This is a genomic window from Streptosporangium fragile (assembly GCF_039534445.1).
GTDB lineage: Bacteria > Actinomycetota > Actinomycetes > Streptosporangiales > Streptosporangiaceae > Streptosporangium > Streptosporangium fragile.
The window spans coordinates 19,055-37,688 of the sequence record NZ_BAAAVI010000040.1; the positions used below are offsets into that span (position 1 = coordinate 19,055).

15 protein-coding genes are annotated in these 18,634 nt (G+C 69.3%); 11 read left to right on the top strand and 4 right to left on the bottom strand.

The genetic code is table 11. From position 1 onward, the window contains the following. Nucleotides 1-55: 55 nt before the first annotated feature. Nucleotides 56-310 (bottom strand): hypothetical protein, encoded by a 255-nt coding sequence (locus tag ABD841_RS24710; RefSeq protein WP_344976380.1) that lies wholly within the window; start codon nucleotides 308-310, stop codon nucleotides 56-58. Here ABD841_RS24710 and ABD841_RS24715 point away from each other — a divergent pair. The 6 genes from ABD841_RS24715 (at nucleotide 297) to ABD841_RS24740 (ending at nucleotide 10,144) form a co-directional block, all read left to right on the top strand. Continuing rightward, on the top strand, nucleotides 297-8,228 hold the full coding sequence (locus ABD841_RS24715; RefSeq protein ID WP_344976381.1) for a LamG-like jellyroll fold domain-containing protein: 7,932 nt from the start codon (nucleotides 297-299) through the stop codon (nucleotides 8,226-8,228). The genes ABD841_RS24710 and ABD841_RS24715 overlap by 14 nt on opposite strands. A gap of 59 nt (nucleotides 8,229-8,287) precedes the next feature. Then, complete coding sequence (locus ABD841_RS24720) at nucleotides 8,288-8,716, top strand: hypothetical protein (RefSeq protein WP_344976383.1); 429 nt, start codon at nucleotides 8,288-8,290, stop codon at nucleotides 8,714-8,716. Nucleotides 8,717-9,030: 314 nt separating this feature from the next. Then, nucleotides 9,031-9,165 carry a hypothetical protein gene (locus ABD841_RS24725; RefSeq protein WP_344976386.1) on the top strand — a complete coding sequence of 45 codons (135 nt, stop codon included), beginning with the start codon at nucleotides 9,031-9,033 and terminating at the stop codon, nucleotides 9,163-9,165. A gap of 119 nt (nucleotides 9,166-9,284) precedes the next feature. Beyond that, a complete protein-coding gene (locus ABD841_RS24730; RefSeq protein WP_344976389.1) occupies nucleotides 9,285-9,566 on the top strand; it encodes a type II toxin-antitoxin system Phd/YefM family antitoxin in 282 nt (93 codons plus the stop codon). Between the two features lie 5 nt (nucleotides 9,567-9,571). Further along, the gene (locus ABD841_RS24735; protein WP_344976392.1) at nucleotides 9,572-9,850 is read left to right on the top strand and encodes a type II toxin-antitoxin system RelE family toxin; all 279 of its coding nucleotides are present in this window, start codon (nucleotides 9,572-9,574) and stop codon (nucleotides 9,848-9,850) included. A 141-nt stretch (nucleotides 9,851-9,991) separates the two neighbouring features. Next, nucleotides 9,992-10,144 (top strand): hypothetical protein, encoded by a 153-nt coding sequence (locus ABD841_RS24740; RefSeq protein WP_344976395.1) that lies wholly within the window; start codon nucleotides 9,992-9,994, stop codon nucleotides 10,142-10,144. 19 nt (nucleotides 10,145-10,163) lie between these two features. On the opposite strand, the gene ABD841_RS24745 is transcribed toward ABD841_RS24740, so the two are convergent. After that, nucleotides 10,164-10,976: an aminoglycoside 3'-phosphotransferase gene (locus ABD841_RS24745; RefSeq protein ID WP_344976398.1), complete on the bottom strand. Its 813-nt coding sequence runs from the start codon at nucleotides 10,974-10,976 to the stop codon at nucleotides 10,164-10,166. A 577-nt stretch (nucleotides 10,977-11,553) separates the two neighbouring features. On the opposite strand from ABD841_RS24745, the gene ABD841_RS24755 reads away from it, so the two are divergent. From ABD841_RS24755 to ABD841_RS24770, 4 genes are all read left to right on the top strand, one after another. Further along, the gene (locus ABD841_RS24755; RefSeq protein ID WP_344976401.1) at nucleotides 11,554-12,039 is read left to right on the top strand and encodes a DUF1877 family protein; all 486 of its coding nucleotides are present in this window, start codon (nucleotides 11,554-11,556) and stop codon (nucleotides 12,037-12,039) included. A gap of 291 nt (nucleotides 12,040-12,330) precedes the next feature. After that, nucleotides 12,331-12,975, top strand: coding sequence for a GNAT family N-acetyltransferase (locus ABD841_RS24760; RefSeq protein WP_344976404.1), 645 nt, complete (start codon nucleotides 12,331-12,333; stop codon nucleotides 12,973-12,975). Further along, nucleotides 12,972-13,544, top strand: a complete 573-nt coding sequence (locus ABD841_RS24765) for an HAD domain-containing protein (RefSeq protein WP_344976406.1) — start codon at nucleotides 12,972-12,974, stop codon at nucleotides 13,542-13,544. Before ABD841_RS24760 ends, ABD841_RS24765 begins: the two co-directional genes overlap by 4 nt. 98 nt (nucleotides 13,545-13,642) lie before the next feature. Further along, complete coding sequence (locus ABD841_RS24770; RefSeq protein WP_344976408.1) at nucleotides 13,643-14,209, top strand: phosphoheptose isomerase family protein; 567 nt, start codon at nucleotides 13,643-13,645, stop codon at nucleotides 14,207-14,209. Nucleotides 14,210-14,671: 462 nt separating this feature from the next. Here ABD841_RS24770 and ligA read toward each other — a convergent pair whose 3' ends face one another. Then, nucleotides 14,672-16,759 carry an NAD-dependent DNA ligase LigA gene (gene ligA / locus ABD841_RS24775; RefSeq protein ID WP_344976410.1) on the bottom strand — a complete coding sequence of 696 codons (2,088 nt, stop codon included), beginning with the start codon at nucleotides 16,757-16,759 and terminating at the stop codon, nucleotides 14,672-14,674. Between the two features lie 277 nt (nucleotides 16,760-17,036). Here ligA and ABD841_RS24780 point away from each other — a divergent pair, with 277 nt between their 5' ends. Continuing rightward, nucleotides 17,037-17,744: a DsbA family oxidoreductase gene (locus ABD841_RS24780; protein WP_344976411.1), complete on the top strand. Its 708-nt coding sequence runs from the start codon at nucleotides 17,037-17,039 to the stop codon at nucleotides 17,742-17,744. 107 nt (nucleotides 17,745-17,851) lie between these two features. On the opposite strand, the gene ABD841_RS24785 is transcribed toward ABD841_RS24780, so the two are convergent. Beyond that, complete coding sequence (locus ABD841_RS24785) at nucleotides 17,852-18,499, bottom strand: thymidine kinase (protein ID WP_344976413.1); 648 nt, start codon at nucleotides 18,497-18,499, stop codon at nucleotides 17,852-17,854. Between the last annotated feature and the right edge of the window lie 135 nt (nucleotides 18,500-18,634).

Consider the following 18,634-nt stretch of genomic DNA (forward strand, 5'->3'; position numbering starts at 1 on the left):
TGTTGCTGTTCCAGGAGGTTCCGGTAAGCGCCGTGGTGCAGCCGGTCCCGGTGGTTCAGGGCGATCCGGATACGCCCAAGCAATTGACCGGCTCGGCGGCGGGGCTGCCGTCGCTGGTCGATTCCGCAGCCACCGCGTCGACGGTGAAGGTGAAGCCGTCCAGACGGGACGGCAAGCGTCCCAAGGGCGCGTTGCCGCCGGAGAAGCGGCCCGTCTCTCGGGTTGCCCGTTCTGCGGCGGGTAAGGACGGTGGATCCTCCGCGGCGGCGGCGCGGAAGGCGCAGAGCGCCGACGCGGTGACCAACGCCACGGTGCCGGCCGCGACCGTGTGGTGCGAGGACTACCCGTACTGGAGCTCGACCCAGAAGTACAGCTTCGGGGACGTCGTCTACTACAACGCCTACCTGTGGGAGGTGACCGGCTTCAGCACCACGGTCGGGACACCGCCGGACTGGGACCGGGCCTGGACACGGCGGGCGGCGTGCTCGTATCACAAGTCGCCTTGGGCGACGCCCGTGGCGCCGGCCCACGGCGCGCTGGTGGCCTCCCGCACGCCCGCCCTGCTGGCCCGCGGCGGCAGCAACGACGCCTACACCGTCCCGGTCACCTTCACCTTCAAGATCTGCGACAACGCGGCGATGACGACCGGGTGCACCTCCTCCGGCGCGCTGGCCAAAAGCCTGGGCGACGCGACGGCCTGGACGGTCCCGGCGGGCAAGCTGACCTGGAGCAAGCAGTACTGGTGGACCGTCACGATCACCGACACCGGCAGCAACCTGACGACGACGTCGGAGGCGATGACCTTCACCACCGGGGTGCACCAGCCGGTGATCGGCTCACAGCTGGCCGCGCGCGGGGTCAACGGCCAGGAGTTCCACCAGTCGCCGGGCAACTACACCACCGAGGCCACGGACCTGGTGGTGGCCACGGCCGGGCCGCCGCTGGCGGTGAACCGCTCCTACAACAGCATGGACGCGCGCACCGACGGGATCTTCGGCGCCGGCTGGTCGACCCGCTGGGACATGAAGCTCGTCCGCGAGGTGCGCGGCGAGATGGTCTCGGCGCTGGTGACCTACCCCGACGGGCGCCGGGTGCGCTTCGCCGCCAACGGCGACGGCAGCTACCAGCCGCCGCCGGGCATGTACGCCACCCTGGCCGAGGTGACCGGCGGCGGCTGGCGGCTGATGGACAAATCCTCCACCTCGTACGTCTTCGACGCCCAGGGCCGGCTGACCACGGTCACCGACGGGCGCGGCCGCGCCCAGACGCTGGTCTACGGCACCGGCGGCAAACTGGAGAAGGTCACCGCGGCCGGCGGCCGGTCACTGACGTTCACCTGGACCGGCGCGCACGTGGCCAGCGTCTCCAGCGACCCGGTGGACGGCTCCCCGGTGACGTGGACCTACCACTACGAAGGCGACAAGCTCACCGCGGTGTGCGCCCCGGTCGCGGCACCCAACTGCACCCACTACGCCTACGGCAGCGGCTCGCAGTACCGCGGTATCGTCCAGGACTCCGAACCCTACGGGTACTGGCGGCTGGGCGACAGCAGCGGATCAGCGGCGAAGGACCTGGGCTCGGGCGCGGGCGCGGCCTTTTACGAGGGAAGGTCCAGCGGCGGTGCCCCGTCCGAGGTGCTGTACGGCAAGCCCGGCGCACTGGCCGGCACACCCGACACGGCCGTGGAACTGAAAAACGCCGTGGTGCGCCTGCCGGACTACGCCTTGTCGAACCTGGGCGATCAGGTGTCGGTGGAGCTGTGGTTCAAGACCACCGGCTCGGGTGTGCTGATGGCGGCCGGGGAGCGCAACGACTTCCTGCTGAATCAGCCGATGCTGTACATCGGCACCGACGGCAAGCTGCGCGGCTCGTTCCACGCCGCGGCCGCACCCATGGCCTCGGCGGGCGCGGTCAACGACAACGCCTGGCACCACGTGGCGCTGACCATCACCGGAGACGCCCAGGCGCTCTACCTCGACGGCGCGCAGATCGGCACGATGACCGGAAAGATCACCACCTGGCGCCCGTATACCGAGGTGGGGCACGGGATCGTCACCCCCGGGTCGGCGCCCGGGCTGCCGACCGGGACCGGAACGCAGGAATTCCCCTTCCACGGCCTGGTCGACGAGGTCGCCGTCTACGGCAAGCCGCTCACCGCGGCCGAGGTGGCCGCGCACCACGCGGCCCGCGCCGAAGCACCCGCCAAGCTGACGAAGATCACGTTGCCGTCCGGGCGGGTGTGGGCGGACAACACCTACGACCCCGGCACCGACCGGATCGCCACCCATGTCGACCAGCACGGCGGCACCTGGAAGCTCAGCGACTTGGTCTACGCCCCGGCGACGGGCACCTCCACGGTCACCGTGACCGACCCCAACAACAACACCCTCACCTACGTCCACGACGCCTGGCGCGGCAACCGCCTGATCAGCCGCACCGACCAGCTGAGCAAAGTCACCACGTACGCGTACGACACCGGCGGCTTCCCGGTGAAGGTCACCGACCCGAACAACAACGTCACCGAGCAGGTCAACGACGCCCGCGGCAACGTCACCGCGATCAAAACCTGCCGGACGGCGACCAGCTGCCAGACCAGCTACCAGGCGTTCTACCGCAACACCGCCGACGAGTTCGACCCGCGCAACGACCAGGTGACCGTCGTCCGGGACGCCCGCTCAGCCAGCGCCACCGACACCACCTACGCCACCGTCACCGAGTACACCACCCACGGTGACGTGGCCAAGATCACCACCCCGGCCACCCCGGACTTCCCCAGTGGCCGGTCGACGACCTACACCTACACCGACGGCACCGAGGCCGCGGTCGGCGGCGGGACCACCCCGGCCGGGCTGGTGAAGTCGGCCAAGGACCTGCGGGGCAACGAGACCACCTACCGCTACACCGCGGCCGGGGATGTGGCCGAGCAGACCAGCCCGTCCGGGCTGAAGACCACCTTCACCCATGACGGGCTGGGCCGGGTGGCCTCCAGCACACAAGTTTCCGAGGCCCACCCCGACGGCGTCACCACCACCTTCACCTACGACGGCCTCGGCCGGATGCTCACGCAGACCGGGCCCGGGGTGAAGAACGAGGTCACCAACGTCACGCACACCGCCAAGGTCACCTTCACCTACGACCCGGACGGCAACAAGCTCACCGAGGCCCTGTCGGACCTGACCGGCGGCGACGTCGAGCGCAAGACCGTCTACACCTATGACGACCACGGCCGGGTGGAGACCGTCACCGATCCGGAGAACGGGGTGACCCGCTCGACCTGGAACGCCACCGGCGCCCTGGCTTCCACGACCGATCCGATGGGCACGGTCCTCACCTACGCCTACACCAAGCGCGGCGAGCCGTACACCACCACCCTGAAGAACTGGACCGGCAGCCCGGTGAACCCGCAGGCTCCCCAGGACGTGGTATTGGAGTCCCACGCCTACGATTCCGGTGGCCGTCTGGCCAGCAAGACCGACGCGATGGGCCGCACGACCTCCTACACCTACTTCGCCAACAACCGCCTGTCACAGGTGACCGCCAAGGGCGCCCGCCTCAACGGCTTGACCACCCCGGCCGACGTGGTGCTGCAGGACAACACCTACGACGCGGCGGGCAATGTGACCAAGCAGGTCACCGGCGGCAGCAAGCAGGTCACCGTCGAGCGTGTCTATGACGCCGCCGGCCGCCTGACCTCCACCACGTTCGACCCGGCCGCGCTCAAGCGCACGACCGCCTTCGAGTACGACGCGGCCGGCAACATCACCAAGAAGACCTTCACCGGCGGGAGCGGCACCCGCACCGAGTCCACCGTCTACGCCTACAACGTGCTGGGCCTGGTGACCCGGCAGACCGTGGAGAACGGTGATGACGACCTGGTCACCACCAGCACTTATGACGACCGTGGCCTGGTCACCGCGGTCACCGACCCGCGCGGCAACGCCGCCGGCGCCACGGCCGCGGACTTCACCACCACCATGCGCTATGACGGCGCAGGCCGGCTGGTGGAGACCAAGGCCCCGCAGGTGACGATCGAAAAGAACGGCTCCGCCGCCGACGGACGGCCCACGGTGAAGTACGGCTACGACACCGCCGGCCTGCGGACCCACGAGGTCGACGCCGAAGGCCGTACGGTTACCTCGACCTTCGACAAGGCCGGTCGCCCGGCCTCGACCACCCTGCCGTCCTACACCCCGCCGGGCGCGCCCACCGCTCCGACCGGGCAGCAGGCCCGCTGGAAGTTCGACGAGACCGCGGGCACCTCGGCGGCCGACGCCTCCGGGCACAACCACACCCTGACCCTGGCCGGAACCACCGCCTGGCAGAGCGGCAAGACCGGCAACGGGCTGCACCTGGCCAACGGCGACGGCTACGCCCAGAGCGCGGGTCCGGTGCTCGACACCTCCGCCAGCTACACCGTGGCCGGATGGGTCAAACTTGACGACCTGACGACCTGGCAGAGCGCGGCGAGCCAGACCGGAACGACCAGCAGCGCTTTCGCCCTGACCTACGACCCCGACGTGAAGAAGTGGATCTGGTCGCTCACCGGCGCCGACGCCAGCAACCCGGCCTCCGAGCATGTCGAGGCCGACACCGTCGCACAGACCGGGACCTGGACCCATCTGGCCGGGGTGTACGACCATGCCGCCCAGAAGATCCGCCTGTACGTCAACGGCGTGCTCAACGACGAGGCGCCTTTCACCGCGCCGTGGAAGGCCACCGGCCCGTTCGTCGTCGGCCGCACCCTCAACGACGGCGACCACGTCGACTACCTGCGCGGATCCGTCGACGACCTGCATGCCTACCCGCGGGCGCTGAGCGACGAGGAGATCTCCGCGCAGTACGGCAGCGCCACCAGCGCACCCTGCCCCACGACCTGCCCGACCGGCGCGGTCACCCCCAAGGTCAGCTTCGCCTACGACGCGGCCGGCCGGCAGACCAAGGTCACCGACCCGCGCAACCACGTCACCACCACCGAGTACGACGCGCTGGGCCGCCCGGTGCGGGTCACCGAGCCGGGCCCCTCCGGGCCGGGTGGTCAGTGGGTGTCCGAGTACAACCTGATCGGTGAGCAGCTCGCGGTCGTCGACCTCACCGGCGCGCGTACCGAGGCGACCTATGACGACCTCGACCGGAAGATCACCACCACGCAGGTCGAGCGCAAGCCCACCACCGCGGCGTACACCACCAAACTGGAATACGACACCGCCGGCAACCTCATCAAGAGCATCGACCCGCGCAGCAAGGTCACCAGCTACGCGGTCAACGCCGCCGGAGAGGTCACCGGCACCACCGACCCGAACAACAACACCTCCGCTGTCGAGTACGACCTCCTCGGCCGGCAGACCAAGGTGACCGACCCGCTGAAAAACGCCACCGAGGTCACCTACGACCTGGCCGGACGCAAGATCGCGACCAAGGACCTCACCGGCACCGGCGCAGTCGTGCGCACCTTCGGCTTCGGCTACGATCCGGCGGGCAACCCGACCAGCACCACCTCCGGCGAGGGGCACGTCACCCAGCGGACGTTCGACGCCCTGGGCCGGCTGACCTCGCTGATCGAGCCGGTCTCGGCCGACAAGACCATCACCACCACGTTCGGCTACGACGCCACCGGCGCCCGTACCCGCCTCACCGACGGGCGCGGCCACGCCACCTGGACCACCTACAACACCCTCGGCCTGGTCGAATCCGTCATCGAGCCCTCGACCACGGCGCACCCGAACGCGGCCGACCGGACCTGGACCAGCGTCTACGACGCCGCCGGCAACGCGGTGGCCACCCTGCAACCGGGCGGGGTGCGTATCGACCGCGTCTTCGACCCCCTGAACCGGGTCACCAAGGAGACCGGCACCGGCACCTCGGTCGCCACCCCCGAGCGGACCGTCACCTACGACGACGCGGGCCGGGTGACCGCGATCGGTGACTACACCCTGGACTACAACGACCGCAGCTTGCTGACCAAGGTCTCCAAGGCCACCACCCAGGTCGCCACCTACGCCTGGGACGGGGCGGGCAACCTGACCCAGCGCGTCGACCCGACCGGCACGGCCACCTACGCCTGGGACAACGCCAGCCGGTTGCAGACCGCCACCGACCCGGTCACCGGGCGGACCTGGACCTACGGCTACGACAACGCCGACCGGCTCACCAGTAAGACCTCGGCCAACCCGGCAGGCACCCAGAGCTACGGGTACGACGCGGTGGACCGGCTGACCTCGCACACGGTGAAGAACAGCTCCGGCACCGAACTGGCGAAGATCACCTACGGGTGGGACAAGGACGACAACCTCACCACCAAGACCACCACCGGCACCGCCGGGGCGGGGGCCAACACCTACGGCTACGACCGCTCCGGCCGCCTGACCTCCTGGACCGCCCCGGGTGGCGCCATCACCGCCTACGAATGGGACGACGCCGGCAACCGCACCAAGGCCGGGGACAAGACCTTCACCTACGACGAGCGCAACCGGCTGCTCTCCGGGGGCGGGACCGACTACACCTACACCCCGCGCGGCACCGTCGCCACCGAGACCACTGGCGGCGTGACGAAGAACCTCACCTTCGACGCCTTCGACCGGCTCATCACCGACGGCGAGGCCACCTACGGCTACGACGCCCTGGGCCGGATGACCTCGCGCACCAAGGGCACCGTCCAGCAGCGCTTTGTCTATTCCGGCCTGACCAACGACATCGCCGCCGTCACCGACGGCGCTGGCGCAATCCAGGCCAGGTACGGCCGCGACCCGTCCGGTGGCCTGCTCAGCCTGCAGGAAGGCACCGGCCCGGCGCTCGCCACGATGACCGACCTGCACGGCGACCTGGTGGGGACCTTCTCCGGCACCGCCTTGGTCGACTCGACCGCCTACGACCCGTTCGGCCAGGTCATCCAGCGCTCCGGCACCGCGCGGGCCCTGGGGTACCAGGGTGAGTACACCGACCCGGACACCGGCAAGGTCAACATGGACGCCCGCTGGTACCAGCCCGGCACCGGTGCCTTCGCCTCCCGCGACACCGCCACCCTCACCCCGGACCCGTCGGTGCAGGCCAACCGCTACACCTACGCCAACGCCTCGCCGCTCACCCATGCCGACCCTTCCGGTCACAACTCGATTGTGATCAACAATCCAGTGCCGCGGCCGGCCCCGAAGGGCGACCCGACGGTGACGCCGTACTACTCATGGGGAGGCCTCTCGGATCTGGTGTACAACGGATCCGACAGTGATGAGGACGACTACTGGTGGTCGCGGAACTACAGTTGGTATGCGACCATGCCGCAGCTCGGTGACGACGAGATCGAAAGGCTCGGCTACAAGTACATGCCCAACGGCAGGGAGGTAGACCAGCCGAACTTCTGGGACGGCAAAACCCGTGAAGACGAAATAACGCGCCAGGAGTACATGCTTCGCTGGAGGCCGTGGCTAAAGGAAGAGCAGCTATCCTCTATTTGGGTTCGAGTTGGAGGGCTAAACAGCTTGGAATCTAAAAATGTTACGGTGGCTGCGGGTGGGATAGCTTACTATAAGAGTTCCGTAGGGAAAGTGAAGTTCAAGAACTATGAATACTTCAAGGGTATTCTGGAGTATTATAATATAATCAAAGCTGCGGCCGACGGTCATGGGATCGATAAAAATGTGTTGGCGGCCGTTATTATGTGGGAAATTCGCGCCAAGGAAGTAAAATATGGCGGGATTGGCGCCCTTGCCGCGATCTATTATGATTACAGAGATGAGAAAAGAAAGGGGATGGGGTGGGGGGCGTCTATCGGTATCGCTCAGTTGGAGCTTTATAAGGCTCGGATGATGCTGGAGAAGTATTATGGAAAAGCGAAATGGGGCCCGGGTAGGGCTAGGTTGGGGGATGTTGCGGAAGAGATGCTGGACCCGCATAGAGCCATACATCTAGCCGCTGCTTGGATGGAGCATCTGAAGCAGAATGTATGGTATATGAAGGACGGGGCCAAGCACTATCTGGATGATAAGGAGGCGGCGATCGCCTACTGCGGATGCTCGGGGGTGACGGTGGTCGCACCTGGGACCGGGAATACGAGTATCAATTTTGCTCGGTTCCGAGTGTGGGCGGAGAATGGCTGGCGAGACGAGGAGCTCAAGGTTGGAAATCCGGACCCCGGTATAAAGCGCCGAAGGGATCTGGAAAGGCTGTGGGCTCCCGGTGGTGCTGTTGACGAATACTGGCAGTGTAATAGAATAGGCTGGCTTAATTGCTACTAAGAGGATCGTCTGCGGGGAAAGCCGGCTGTGTTCGCCGGCTGGCTGTCGTCGTTCTCGGGGTGGCCATCCTGGGGTCGGGGTGCACGTTGTCGCCCTCGACGCCCTCGACGCTGCGGGTTCCCCCTGCCGCTCTCGATGGCATTCGCGGCATAGGCAGGGTGCAGGCAGAGGCCATCAGGGAAAATGAGGACAACGGCAATAGGCAGATCGATAATTTGCTGGTGATCGATGTCGGAGCTACGAGCGGTCGGGAGGCACTCGATAAGGCCGCCGACCTCCTGGCCGCCCGTAAGTGGGTGATCGTTGCGGAGAACCGGCCGACGATCGTGTCGATGGATTCTGCCGATTGGCAGGAAACGCACTTGGTCTTGCGTCCGTTCCGGGCTTATTACCTCGAAGACCATCCAGAGGTTTTGAAGAAGATGAAGGAGGCGTCTGTCAAGGAGGAATCGCTCGTGTATCTCGAAGTGTTCGAGGTCGCACTGTGATGGCTTTCCGGGTCGGGGCTTCGTACGGTGAGGATTCTGTTCGGCCAAGGTCGTGCGAGGACGAGGCCGCTCCTTGAAGGCTCTTGTCCGCGAAGGCCGGTATGTCGGCGCTGGTCGGAGCATCGATCAGGCCGGCGGTGTGACAGCGGTCGGAACCGGGTCTGCCGGTCGGCTCGTCCGCTTTCACCGCCCCGACCTGGCGTGGAGTATCCGCCAAGCAAGATCAGGGTATGTCGAGGGCGCTTTCGCCCGGAGGTTTTCGGCGCAGTCGCGTGCGGCGGACGTCACTGCTCACCGGTAGGTGAGCGCAGGCCGTGCTCCTGTTCGGCGGCGGGGACCTCGCCGTGTATGGCTGCGACCACGTCGTCGTCAACGGGGCCTGGATCCCGCGTCCCACGCAGTGGTGGGTGCTGTGCACGGCGGTGTTCGAAGTCGGAAGGATCGGATGATCTTTTCGTCTCGGGCTGTTGGGGGCGCGGTGGCGCCCGCCCGGGGTGGAGCCGGGCCGTCGTCGAGGTGTCGACGGGAAGACACCGACGTCGTTATGTACATCTGCTACATTCGTGACATGAGGGAGCCGGTGATCGAGTCCATGGCGGAAGTCCGCAGTCACCTCGCGGACGTCATCGATCGAGCCCGCCGCGACGAGACCCCAACGATCATCACTCGGCGCGGCAGGCAGGAGGCCGTGGTGATCGACATCCACGAGTACCAGCGTCTGCGCCACCTCTCGGAGCAGGTCGAGGAGGCGTGGCTCAATCGGTTGGCCGACGAAGCGGAATCCGAGGGCACCGCGGGGTCCGTCTCGCTCGAAGAGATGGCTGCCCTGCTCCGCGATCAGCACGCCTGATCCTCGTGGGATACGTCACGCGGTTCACCCCGCACGCCCAACGGGACATGCTCAAGATTCCCCGCCCTGACGCGCTGCGGATTCTTCGTCGCCTCACCGAGTTGCAGAAGGCGATGGGCCCGGGCGACACCGACGCCTTCGACATCAAGGCCCTGCAAGGACACGGCTCCCGCTGGCGGCTCCGGGTCGGGGATTATCGCGTCGTGTATACGATCGAGGACGGCCGGCTGCTCGTGTGGGTCCTGACCGTTGGCAATCGCCGTGATATCTACCGCGGCCCGTAGGATCCGCCGTCGGTGCCGGGTGCAGGCACCACTGGTGAGGCCGTCGCGTACCGTGCTGCGGTGCGACCGGCGGGTTCGGCGAGTTCCTCGACGCGTCGTTCGAACCTGCCTGCCCGGCCTGCCGGGCCGATGAAGCGCTCCGTGGGTCCTGAGGCGGCTTCGGCCGGTGAACTCCGGGTGGCCGGGTCCTTCGCCGGCGACCTCCGGATGATGGTGACCGGCGCCCGCACCCACGGCATGGGCAGCCTTGCGGACGAACTGGTTCGCACGATGGCACAGGAGGAGAAAGTCTGAGCTTCCCCTCATAGTCCGGTCAGGCCATGTCCCAGAGCAGGCGGTAGTAGGCGATGCGCTCCGGGTCCGGGGCGATCCCGTACGCGTCGTACACGACGCCGTCGTATCCCGGGCCGTAGTTCCATTCTGTGCTCCAGGCCGCGACCGCGAGGTCGGCCCACCGGTCGGCCACCCCGAGCGAGCCGAGGTCGACGTGTGCGGCGAACGCGCCGTCGTCGTGCAGCAGGGTGTTGGGGACGCACGCGTCCCCGTGGCAGACGACCAGGCGGTCGATCGCGGGCGGTTCGCCGATGCGCTTCCGGGCCTGAGCGAGGTCGAGGTGGCGGTGCTCGGGGGACCAGCCGGCCGGTCCCTCGCCGTCGGCGATGCGCTCGTCGGCGCGGGCGAGCCGCCGCTCGACGCTCCAGTCGAACGGGCACTGGTCCACGGGCAGGGCGTCGTGGAGCAGGCGCAGCCCCCGGCCGATCGCGGACGCCGCGGTCGCCGGCTCGGCGGTCCACCGCGGGTCCACCGCCGACCGGCCCGGGACCGCGGCCGTGACCAGCCACGCGCCGCCGGCGTCCGCACCGTGCTCGATGACCCGCGGGACGCTCACCCATCGCCGCGCCCAGGCCAGGCGCTCCGCCTCGCCGGGAAGGTCGATCTCCGGGGTGCCGGCGGCGACCCATTTGACGTACCTGGTGGTGCCGTGCCCGTCCTGGAGGCGGAACGTGAGCCCGCCGAGCTCGTTGCGCCACACCGGGGTGACGGTGTCGCCGCCGGCGAGCGCCGTGACGACGCCGGGAACGGTCACGGGGCCGGTCGGGATCTCGGGGATGACGGGGCGGCTCATGAAGCGTGATCCTCCCGGAGAGCGGTGCCGGCGACAAACGGGTTTCCGCGACGGACAGGGCCCGGCCGGCGAGAACGAGGCCGGGCCGCCTCGACCGCGGGACGACCTTCCGCCGGACGTCTCGTACGTCTTCGTGAACAGGTCGGCGAGCGCGCCGTCCGCACCGGGTGAGCGCCGTCAAGCGGGCCCGCGCCCGGGTGGAGTGGCGGGCGCGCCCGATGTGGATGTCGGCGGCCGGGGTATCGGGCACCTCGGCGAGGGCGCCGGTGTGCCGACCTGCCGGGCGATCGGGGCCACCGTGGCGTCCGGCTCGCGCAGCAGGTCCGCCGCCACCGCGACGCGCCACCCGGCGAGGTAGGCCATCGGCGGTGCGCCGACCCGCGCGGTGAAACGGCGGGCCGGCTCGGCGCCCCGACCCGCTCGGCGCCTTGATGACTCGGGCGTCGGGGCGGGGCGGTGGTATCCGGCCGCGTCACGCCAACGGCGGTCGGGCGAAAGGTCCGGGCCGGCCAGGCGCACCGGGCCGAACGCGGAAAAGTCGAATGCGGGGGAATCGTCCACGCCCTACCCTGCTCTGATGGGTCTGGATGGGCGCTATCTACGTGTCACGGCCGTCGAACTGGCCAGGATGATCGAAGATCCCGAAGGGGCTTACGAGTTCACCTGGGGACTTCCGGATGATCGTGTCCTGTGGGTCCACAAAGCCTGGGACGCGATCTCCGTCATTCTCCGTCATGCCGGTCCCCCTGTGGACCTCGTCGCGCTGGACGTCGTCGACGGGGAGGAGACCCTGCCCGTCGGCGAGTGGGGTGTCCAGATACTCAGGCCGCCGAAGTACCTGGACGCCGGCCAGGTCGGGATCGCCGCCGGAGCACTGTCTCGCACCTCCTACGACAAGCTCATCGAAGGCCCGGACCCGGCACTGCTGGCGCAGTGTTACGGGTTGAGAGGAGGATGGGACGGGGCGGACGTCGAATGGGTGCGCCGCTGGTTCGAGCCGGTGATCCCGTTCTTCAGGGCCACCGCCGACAAAGGTGACGCCATACTGGCCTGGATCGACTGAGCCTCCGCGCGCCGCTTCCCGTTCATCTGACAGTCCCGTCGGCTCAGGATTCCTGCCCGACAAAGCGCCGCAGGATTTCTCTGGTACGGAGAAGGTCTCGGACGGGGAGTTCCTGCGGTAGGTCGGCGCTGATTACCGCTGGATCGGAGCGTCCGGGTGGGTTCAAGCCGGTTGAGGTCTCCCTCTTCCCGCCGCGTCGGATTCCCCGGCCCCGCATCTGTCCTTTCACAACGCTGTCGGAGCGCCGGCCGGCCAGGCCACGAGAGGGCAGGGTTAATTCCGTTGCCTTCGGTGGGGGACGCCGGTGACGATGTGCCGGTGCGGGTGTTCCTGGAGACCGACCGGCTGGTGTTGCGCCGGGTCACGGAAGCGGATGTGGACAACCTTGTCGAGTTGGACGGTGACCCCGAGGTGACGCGGTATCTCACCGGGGGCGGGCCGACACCCCGTGAGGTGGTCCGCGACGAGGTCATCCCTGGGTGGCTGCCGTTCTACGAGCGGTACGAGGGCTACGGTTACTGGGTCGCCGTCGAGAAGACGAGCGGGGAGTTCCTCGGCTGGTTCCTCTTCCGGCCCAACCCCGAGGGGCGGCGCTCCGACGGCACTCCCCGTGAGGGGGTCGAACTGGGGTACCGGTTGCGGCGGGCGGCGTGGGGCAAGGGGTACGCCACCGAGGGGTCCCGGGCGCTGATCCGCAAGGGTTTCACGGAGCTGGGTGTCGAGCGGGTGTACGCCGAGACGATGACCGTCAACACCGCCTCCCGGCGGGTGATGGAGAAGGCCGGGTTGCGGTACGTCCGCACCTTCCACGATGACTGGCCGGAGCTCATCCCGGGGGCCGAGCACGGCGAGGTGGAGTACGCGCTGACGAAGACCGAGTGGGAGGCCGGTCCGGCGGCGATGGCCGGGTACGGGTACGAGGGGAGTCCGGGTTGACAGGTCGGCCGGTGTGGTTGCTCGACGTCGACGGGGTGATCAATGTCGCCCGGCCCGGCTGGGGTACCGCTCCCCGCAGCGGCGACGCCTACTCCGGCGGCACCGCGTACCGCATGCGCTGGGCACCGGCCCTGCTGGAGCGTATCCGCGCGCTGCACCGCGCGGGCGGTGTCGAGATCCGCTGGTGCAGCACCTGGTGCCCCGACGCCGACCAGGTGGAACGGCTGTTCGCCCTGCCCCGGCTGGACCGTGCCTGGTCCGAGCACCTGACCGGCTCCGCCGCCGCGGCGGCGAAACTCGCCGCCGCACGCCGGGTCCTCGCTCAGGGGCGGCGGCTCGTCTGGACCGACGACGATGAAACGCCCTCCTGCGGGCCGGTGTATGAGGAGCTGACCCGAACCGGCAAGGCCCTGCTGATCGCACCGTCACCACGCCGCGGCCTGCAACCCGAACACCTGGACGCCATCGAGGCGTTCATCTCCGCTCATCCGCCCGGAAGTCTCGGCACGGCCGCGGACGACACCGCGGCGACCGACGCCGGATCACGCAGGCCTGTGATCGTCAAATAACTACCGCTTTTCAACGCCCCGACAGGTGGTGTCACCACGGGCGAGGGACACTGAGGGCATGGGCCAGCGCCCGGGAGCCGCCGACCAAGGAGACCGCGATGACGACTCACAGCGGGCTTCCCGGTGACGCCGCGCGCGCCATGGAAGAAATCGCCGCCGCAGTCGGGAGTGTGCCCGAGGCCGAGCTCGACGTGATCGTCGAGGAGTTGCTCGCGGCGCGCCGGATCGCCTGCTACGCACCGGGCCGGGAGGGTCTGGTCCTGCGCGGCCTCGTAATGCGGCTTTTCCACGCGGGGCTCGACGCGCACTACGTCGGCGAGATGACCTGCCCCGCCGTGGGGGAGGGAGACCTCGTCGTCCTCTCCTGCGGCCCCGGCCACCTCTCCACAGTCGAGGCGCTGGCTGGGGTAGCGGTGCGGGCGGGCGCCCGTCTGCTTTATCTGACGGCCCAGCCGCAGAACCCGCCGGCCGACCGTGCGGATCGCGTTACCTGCATCAGGGCTCAGACCATGGCCGACGATCGTGCCTCGACGGCCGTGCTGCCCATGGGGAGCGCCTACGAGATCGCCCTCTTCGTTCTCGTCGACCTGATCACGAACCGAGTCCGGGCGCACCGGTCGGAAGCGGCGGAGGTTTCGCGGTCGCGCCACACGAACCTCGAGTGACCGCGGGCAAGCTCCCTCCGGAAAGCGGATCCCGCCGCCGTGCCCGCTGACCCGCGCCTGCCCTTTCGCCGCTCGTCTCGTCCACCCCAAGGACCAGCGAAGACGCGCATGATGACGTCGGGCCGGTCGTCGTCGCGGGTCTCGCTGTGATGGTCGCGACAGCCCGCCTGCTCGGCCTTGGTCGTTGTCTTTCCTTCTTCGCGGCGGTGGCGGGCCTCAGGACCGTTCGGGCTGACGATCTCCAGTCCCGGCCCGGGACCCGGGCGATGACCATCTCCCGGCCCTGGGCGGGGATCAGGCATGACCCACCGTGCCGGTGGGCGAGCACCGCGCGGTCGCGGTGGCCGCCCGGGGTGCGGCCGGCCGGTTCCTCGTCGGTGTACGGACCGTACAGGCCGGCGGTGCCGATCGGTGTCGCGCCCGCACCGGGCGATATCGGCTGCGCACCGGCGACGCCGGACGCTACAGGAAGCCGGCGACCATGCCGGCGAACTCCTCCGGAGTGACGATCCGCACGCCCAGGCTCTCGGCCTTGGCCTGCTTGGATCCGGCCTTCTCTCCCGCGACGAGCAGTGAGGTGCGCGCCGACACACTGGAGGAGGCCTTGCCGCCGGCGCGTTCGACGAGCTCGTTCATCTGGTTGCGCGACAGCTCCTGCAGGAGGCCGGTCATGGAGCCGGTGACGACGACCGACATCCCGGCCAGCGGCAGGCCGGTCCCGGCCGGGGTGGCCGTGTCGTCCGCCCGGCCGTCGGCGGCGGGCGCGGTGATGCCCGGCTCCGCCATGGTGACGCCGGCGGCGATCAGCTTGTCGATCAGCGGGCCGAGCTCGGCGAGCTCGGCCACCAGCACGGTGGCCTTCTCCGGGCCGATGCCCTCCACCGCCTGGACCTCCTCGACGGTGGCGGCGCGGATGGCGTCCATCGTGCCGAAGTGCCGGGCGATGCGCCGCGACATGGACCGGCCGGTCCCCCTGATGCCCAGCGCGCAGAACACCCGGTTGAGCGGCCGGGTCCTGGCCTGCGTGATCGCGGCCAGCAGGTTGTCGGTGGAGGTGTCGCCCATGCGCTCCAGGGTGAGGATCTGCTCGCGGGTGAGGGTGAACAGGTCGGCGAAGTCGGCGATGAGGCCGGCCTCCAGCAGCTGGATGACGCGGCTTTCGGCCAGGCCCTCGATGTCGAGCTGATCACGGCCGACCGCGTAGGTGATGGAGGCCAGCGCGCGGCAGGCGCGGCCGCGCACGCACCGCCAGCGTTCCTGGGAGGTGTCGATGGCGTCACCGCAGTTGGGGCAGACCTCCGGGAAGACGATCGGCTGCTCGGCGCCGGTGCGCAGGTGGACGACGGGCGCTTCGATCCGCGGGATGACGTCACCGGCCTTGTAGACGGTGACGCTGTCGCCGAGCATGAGGCCGCGGCGGGTGATGTCGGCCGGGTTGTGCAGGGTGGCGTAGGTGATGGTGCTGCCGTCCAGCTCGACCGGCTCCAGCACGCCGCGCGGGGCGATGATGCCGGTCCGGCCGGTGTTCCACTCCACGCCGACCAGCTTGGTGATCTTCTCGGTGGCGGGCAGCTTGTAGGCGATCGCCCAGCGCGGCACCCGGCTGCCGAACCCGGCATCGGCCTGGTCTGCGGCGAGGTCCGCCTTGACGACGATGCCGTCGATGCCGAACGGCAGCTGCGCGCGGGCGGCGGCGATCTCGGTGATGCGGGCCTGGATCTGCTCGGCCGTGGTGGCGACGATTCCGGCGACCGGCGTGGCGGCGGTGGTCTGTACGCCCCAGGTCGCGACCAGGTCCATGATCTGGCTGTGCGGCAGCTCGCGCAGCCGGCTCGCGAGCTCGGAGGCGTCCCCGGGCGGCAGCGGCAGCGCGCCGTAGCCGAAGAAGGTCAGCTCGCACACGTACGGCCGGTCCTGGGCCCGCAGAGTGCCGGCGGCCGCGCTGCGCGGGTTGGCGAACGTGGTGCCGTCATGGGCCTGGCGTTTGGCGCAGGCCGCCTCGAACTGGGTGGTCGTCATCATGACCTCGCCGCGGATCTCCACCGTGACCGGATCGGTGAGCCTCTCCGGCAGGCCGACGACAGTGCCGACGGCGTGGGACACGTCCTCGCCGGCGGTGCCGTCGCCGCGGGTGACGAGCTGGGTGAGGCGGCCGCGGTGGTAGCGGGCCGAGATCGCCAGGCCGTCGAGCTTGGGTTCCACGCTCCAGACCGTGACCTGCCGGCCCAGGCGGCGCTCCAGCCCGGCGACCCATCTGGTCAGGCCCTCGGGTGAGAACACGTTGTCCAGGCTCAGCATCGGCACCGTGTGCGGGACGTCACCCTCCGCGGCACCGCCGGCGACCTTGCCGGTGGGGGAGCCGGGCAGCACCTGCTCGGGATGGGCTTGCTCGTAGGCCTCGATGCCGCGTACCAGCCGGTCGTAGGCGTCGTCGTCCAGCGGCGACGTGCCGTCGCCGTAGTAGGCCGCCGCGGCGTCGACGGCCATCTGCACGGCCTCGGCGTAGGCGGTCTCGTCAGCGAGCACGGTGATGGGAGGTGCGTCGATCATGGGGTCATCATGTCGGCCGGCGGTGACATTTCCCGATCCGTGAGCGCCCGGTGGGGTGTGGTCGTTCGTGTGATCCCCGCGATCCGTGGCCGGTCCCGTGCCGGTTCCGTGCCGGTCCCGTGCCGGTTCCGTGCCGGTTCCGGCGCCGGGGCCGATCGGCCGCGGGACCTTCCCGCCCGGGGCGGCTGTCCGGTGTGCGGTCCCGCCGGAGGACGCGCGTGTCGTTCCGGATGTCGGATCCGGAATCAGCGGGTCCCCGGGCCGGTTGCAGCGGTATGTGAAGGTTGAAATTTATTCGGACGTCGTCTGTCCCTGGTGCTACATCGGCCACGCCCGCTTCGCCCGCGCCGTGGAGCGCTACCGGGCCAAGGGCGGCGAGGTGGAGGTCGAGTTCCGGCCGTTCCAGCTCATGCCGGACGCGGAGTCGACGGGTGAGCTCACGCGGGTGTGGGGGGCGAAGAAGTTCGGCGGGGCCGAGCGGGCGGCGCAGATGTTCGAGCGGGTGCGCGGGGTCGCGGCGGAGGACGGGCTGGTACTCGACTTCGACCACGCGATCCACGCCAACACCTTCGACGCGCACCGGCTCATCCAGCTCGCCGTCGAGCAGGGCAAGGGCGAGGAGGCGCTGTACGCGCTCTTCCGGGCCCACTTCACCGACGGGCTCGACGTCGGCTCGCGCGAGGTCCTGGCCAAGCTGGCCGCGGACATCGGCGTGGAGGCCGACCTCGACGGTGCGGACGGCGCGGCGGCGGTGCAGGAGCAGCTGGCGCGGGCTCGGGCGCTCGGGGTCTCCTCGGTGCCGTTGTTCCTGTTCGAGGGCCAGTTCGCCGTCTCCGGAGCCCAGCCGGAGGACACCCTGCTCGCCGCGCTGGAGGAGGTCGCCGAGCGTACGGGGCAGTCACCGGCCGCCCGCGCCGTCAAGGCCGCGAAGGCCGCGCAGGGCGGAGCCGACGCCTGCGACGACGAGGGATACTGCGCCGTCTGACCGTCTCGGACCACTGCGGTCTCCGGGCCGTCCGGGGGTACCGGACGACGGGAAGGTGACGGGTACCGGCTGTTCCCTTCGCCGCCTGTCCGGGGATGGGGGAAGGGTCAGTCGGAGGGGCCGAGGTCGCCGGAGCGGTGGTGGCGGCGGCAGAGGACCTGGTAGCGGACGGGGGCGTCGCCGGTGTCGCCGATGACGACCTGCTCGCCGGTGCGGGCCATCGTGCCGCCGACCACCCGGGCGTTCAGGCGTCCGGGCCGGCCGCACCAGCACAGGATCTCGACCTGGAGGCGGTTGATCTCGTCGGCCAGCTCGAACAGGCGCTGGGCGGCGGGGAACATCCGGGAGCGGAAGTCGGAGGCCAGGCCGAAGGCGTAGACGTCGACGCCGTAGTCGTCGGCGAGGTCGGCGAGCTGCTCGATCTGGGCGACCGTGTAGAAGCACGCCTCGTCGCAGATGACGTAGTCGACGCGGGCGTGCGCGCGGACCAGGGCGACCAGGTCGAGGTCGTCGTGCACCTCGATGGCCTCGCTGCCCAGGCCGATCCGGCTGGTGACCTGGGGGCCGCCGGAGCGGTCGTGCTTGGTCAGCACCAGGCCGCGCCTGCCCTGGCGGCCGTGGTTGTAGTTCATCTGCAGGGCCAGGGTGGACTTGCCGCAGTCCATCGGGCCGAAGTAGAAGCGCAGCACTCCGTCCCGGGAGCCGGCGGGAGCGGCGGAGAGGGCGGACGGTTCGATCACGGGCAGTTCGGTCACGGACGGCCAGCCTAGTGGGTCCGATGGGAGTGTTTGGGGGGATGGTACGCAGGTAAAGGTCGGGTATCCCGCACTGACATACGCTGACTTGGCTTCATTGCGAAAAGCGTGGGAGATTCCTGCTGACCTAGAGAA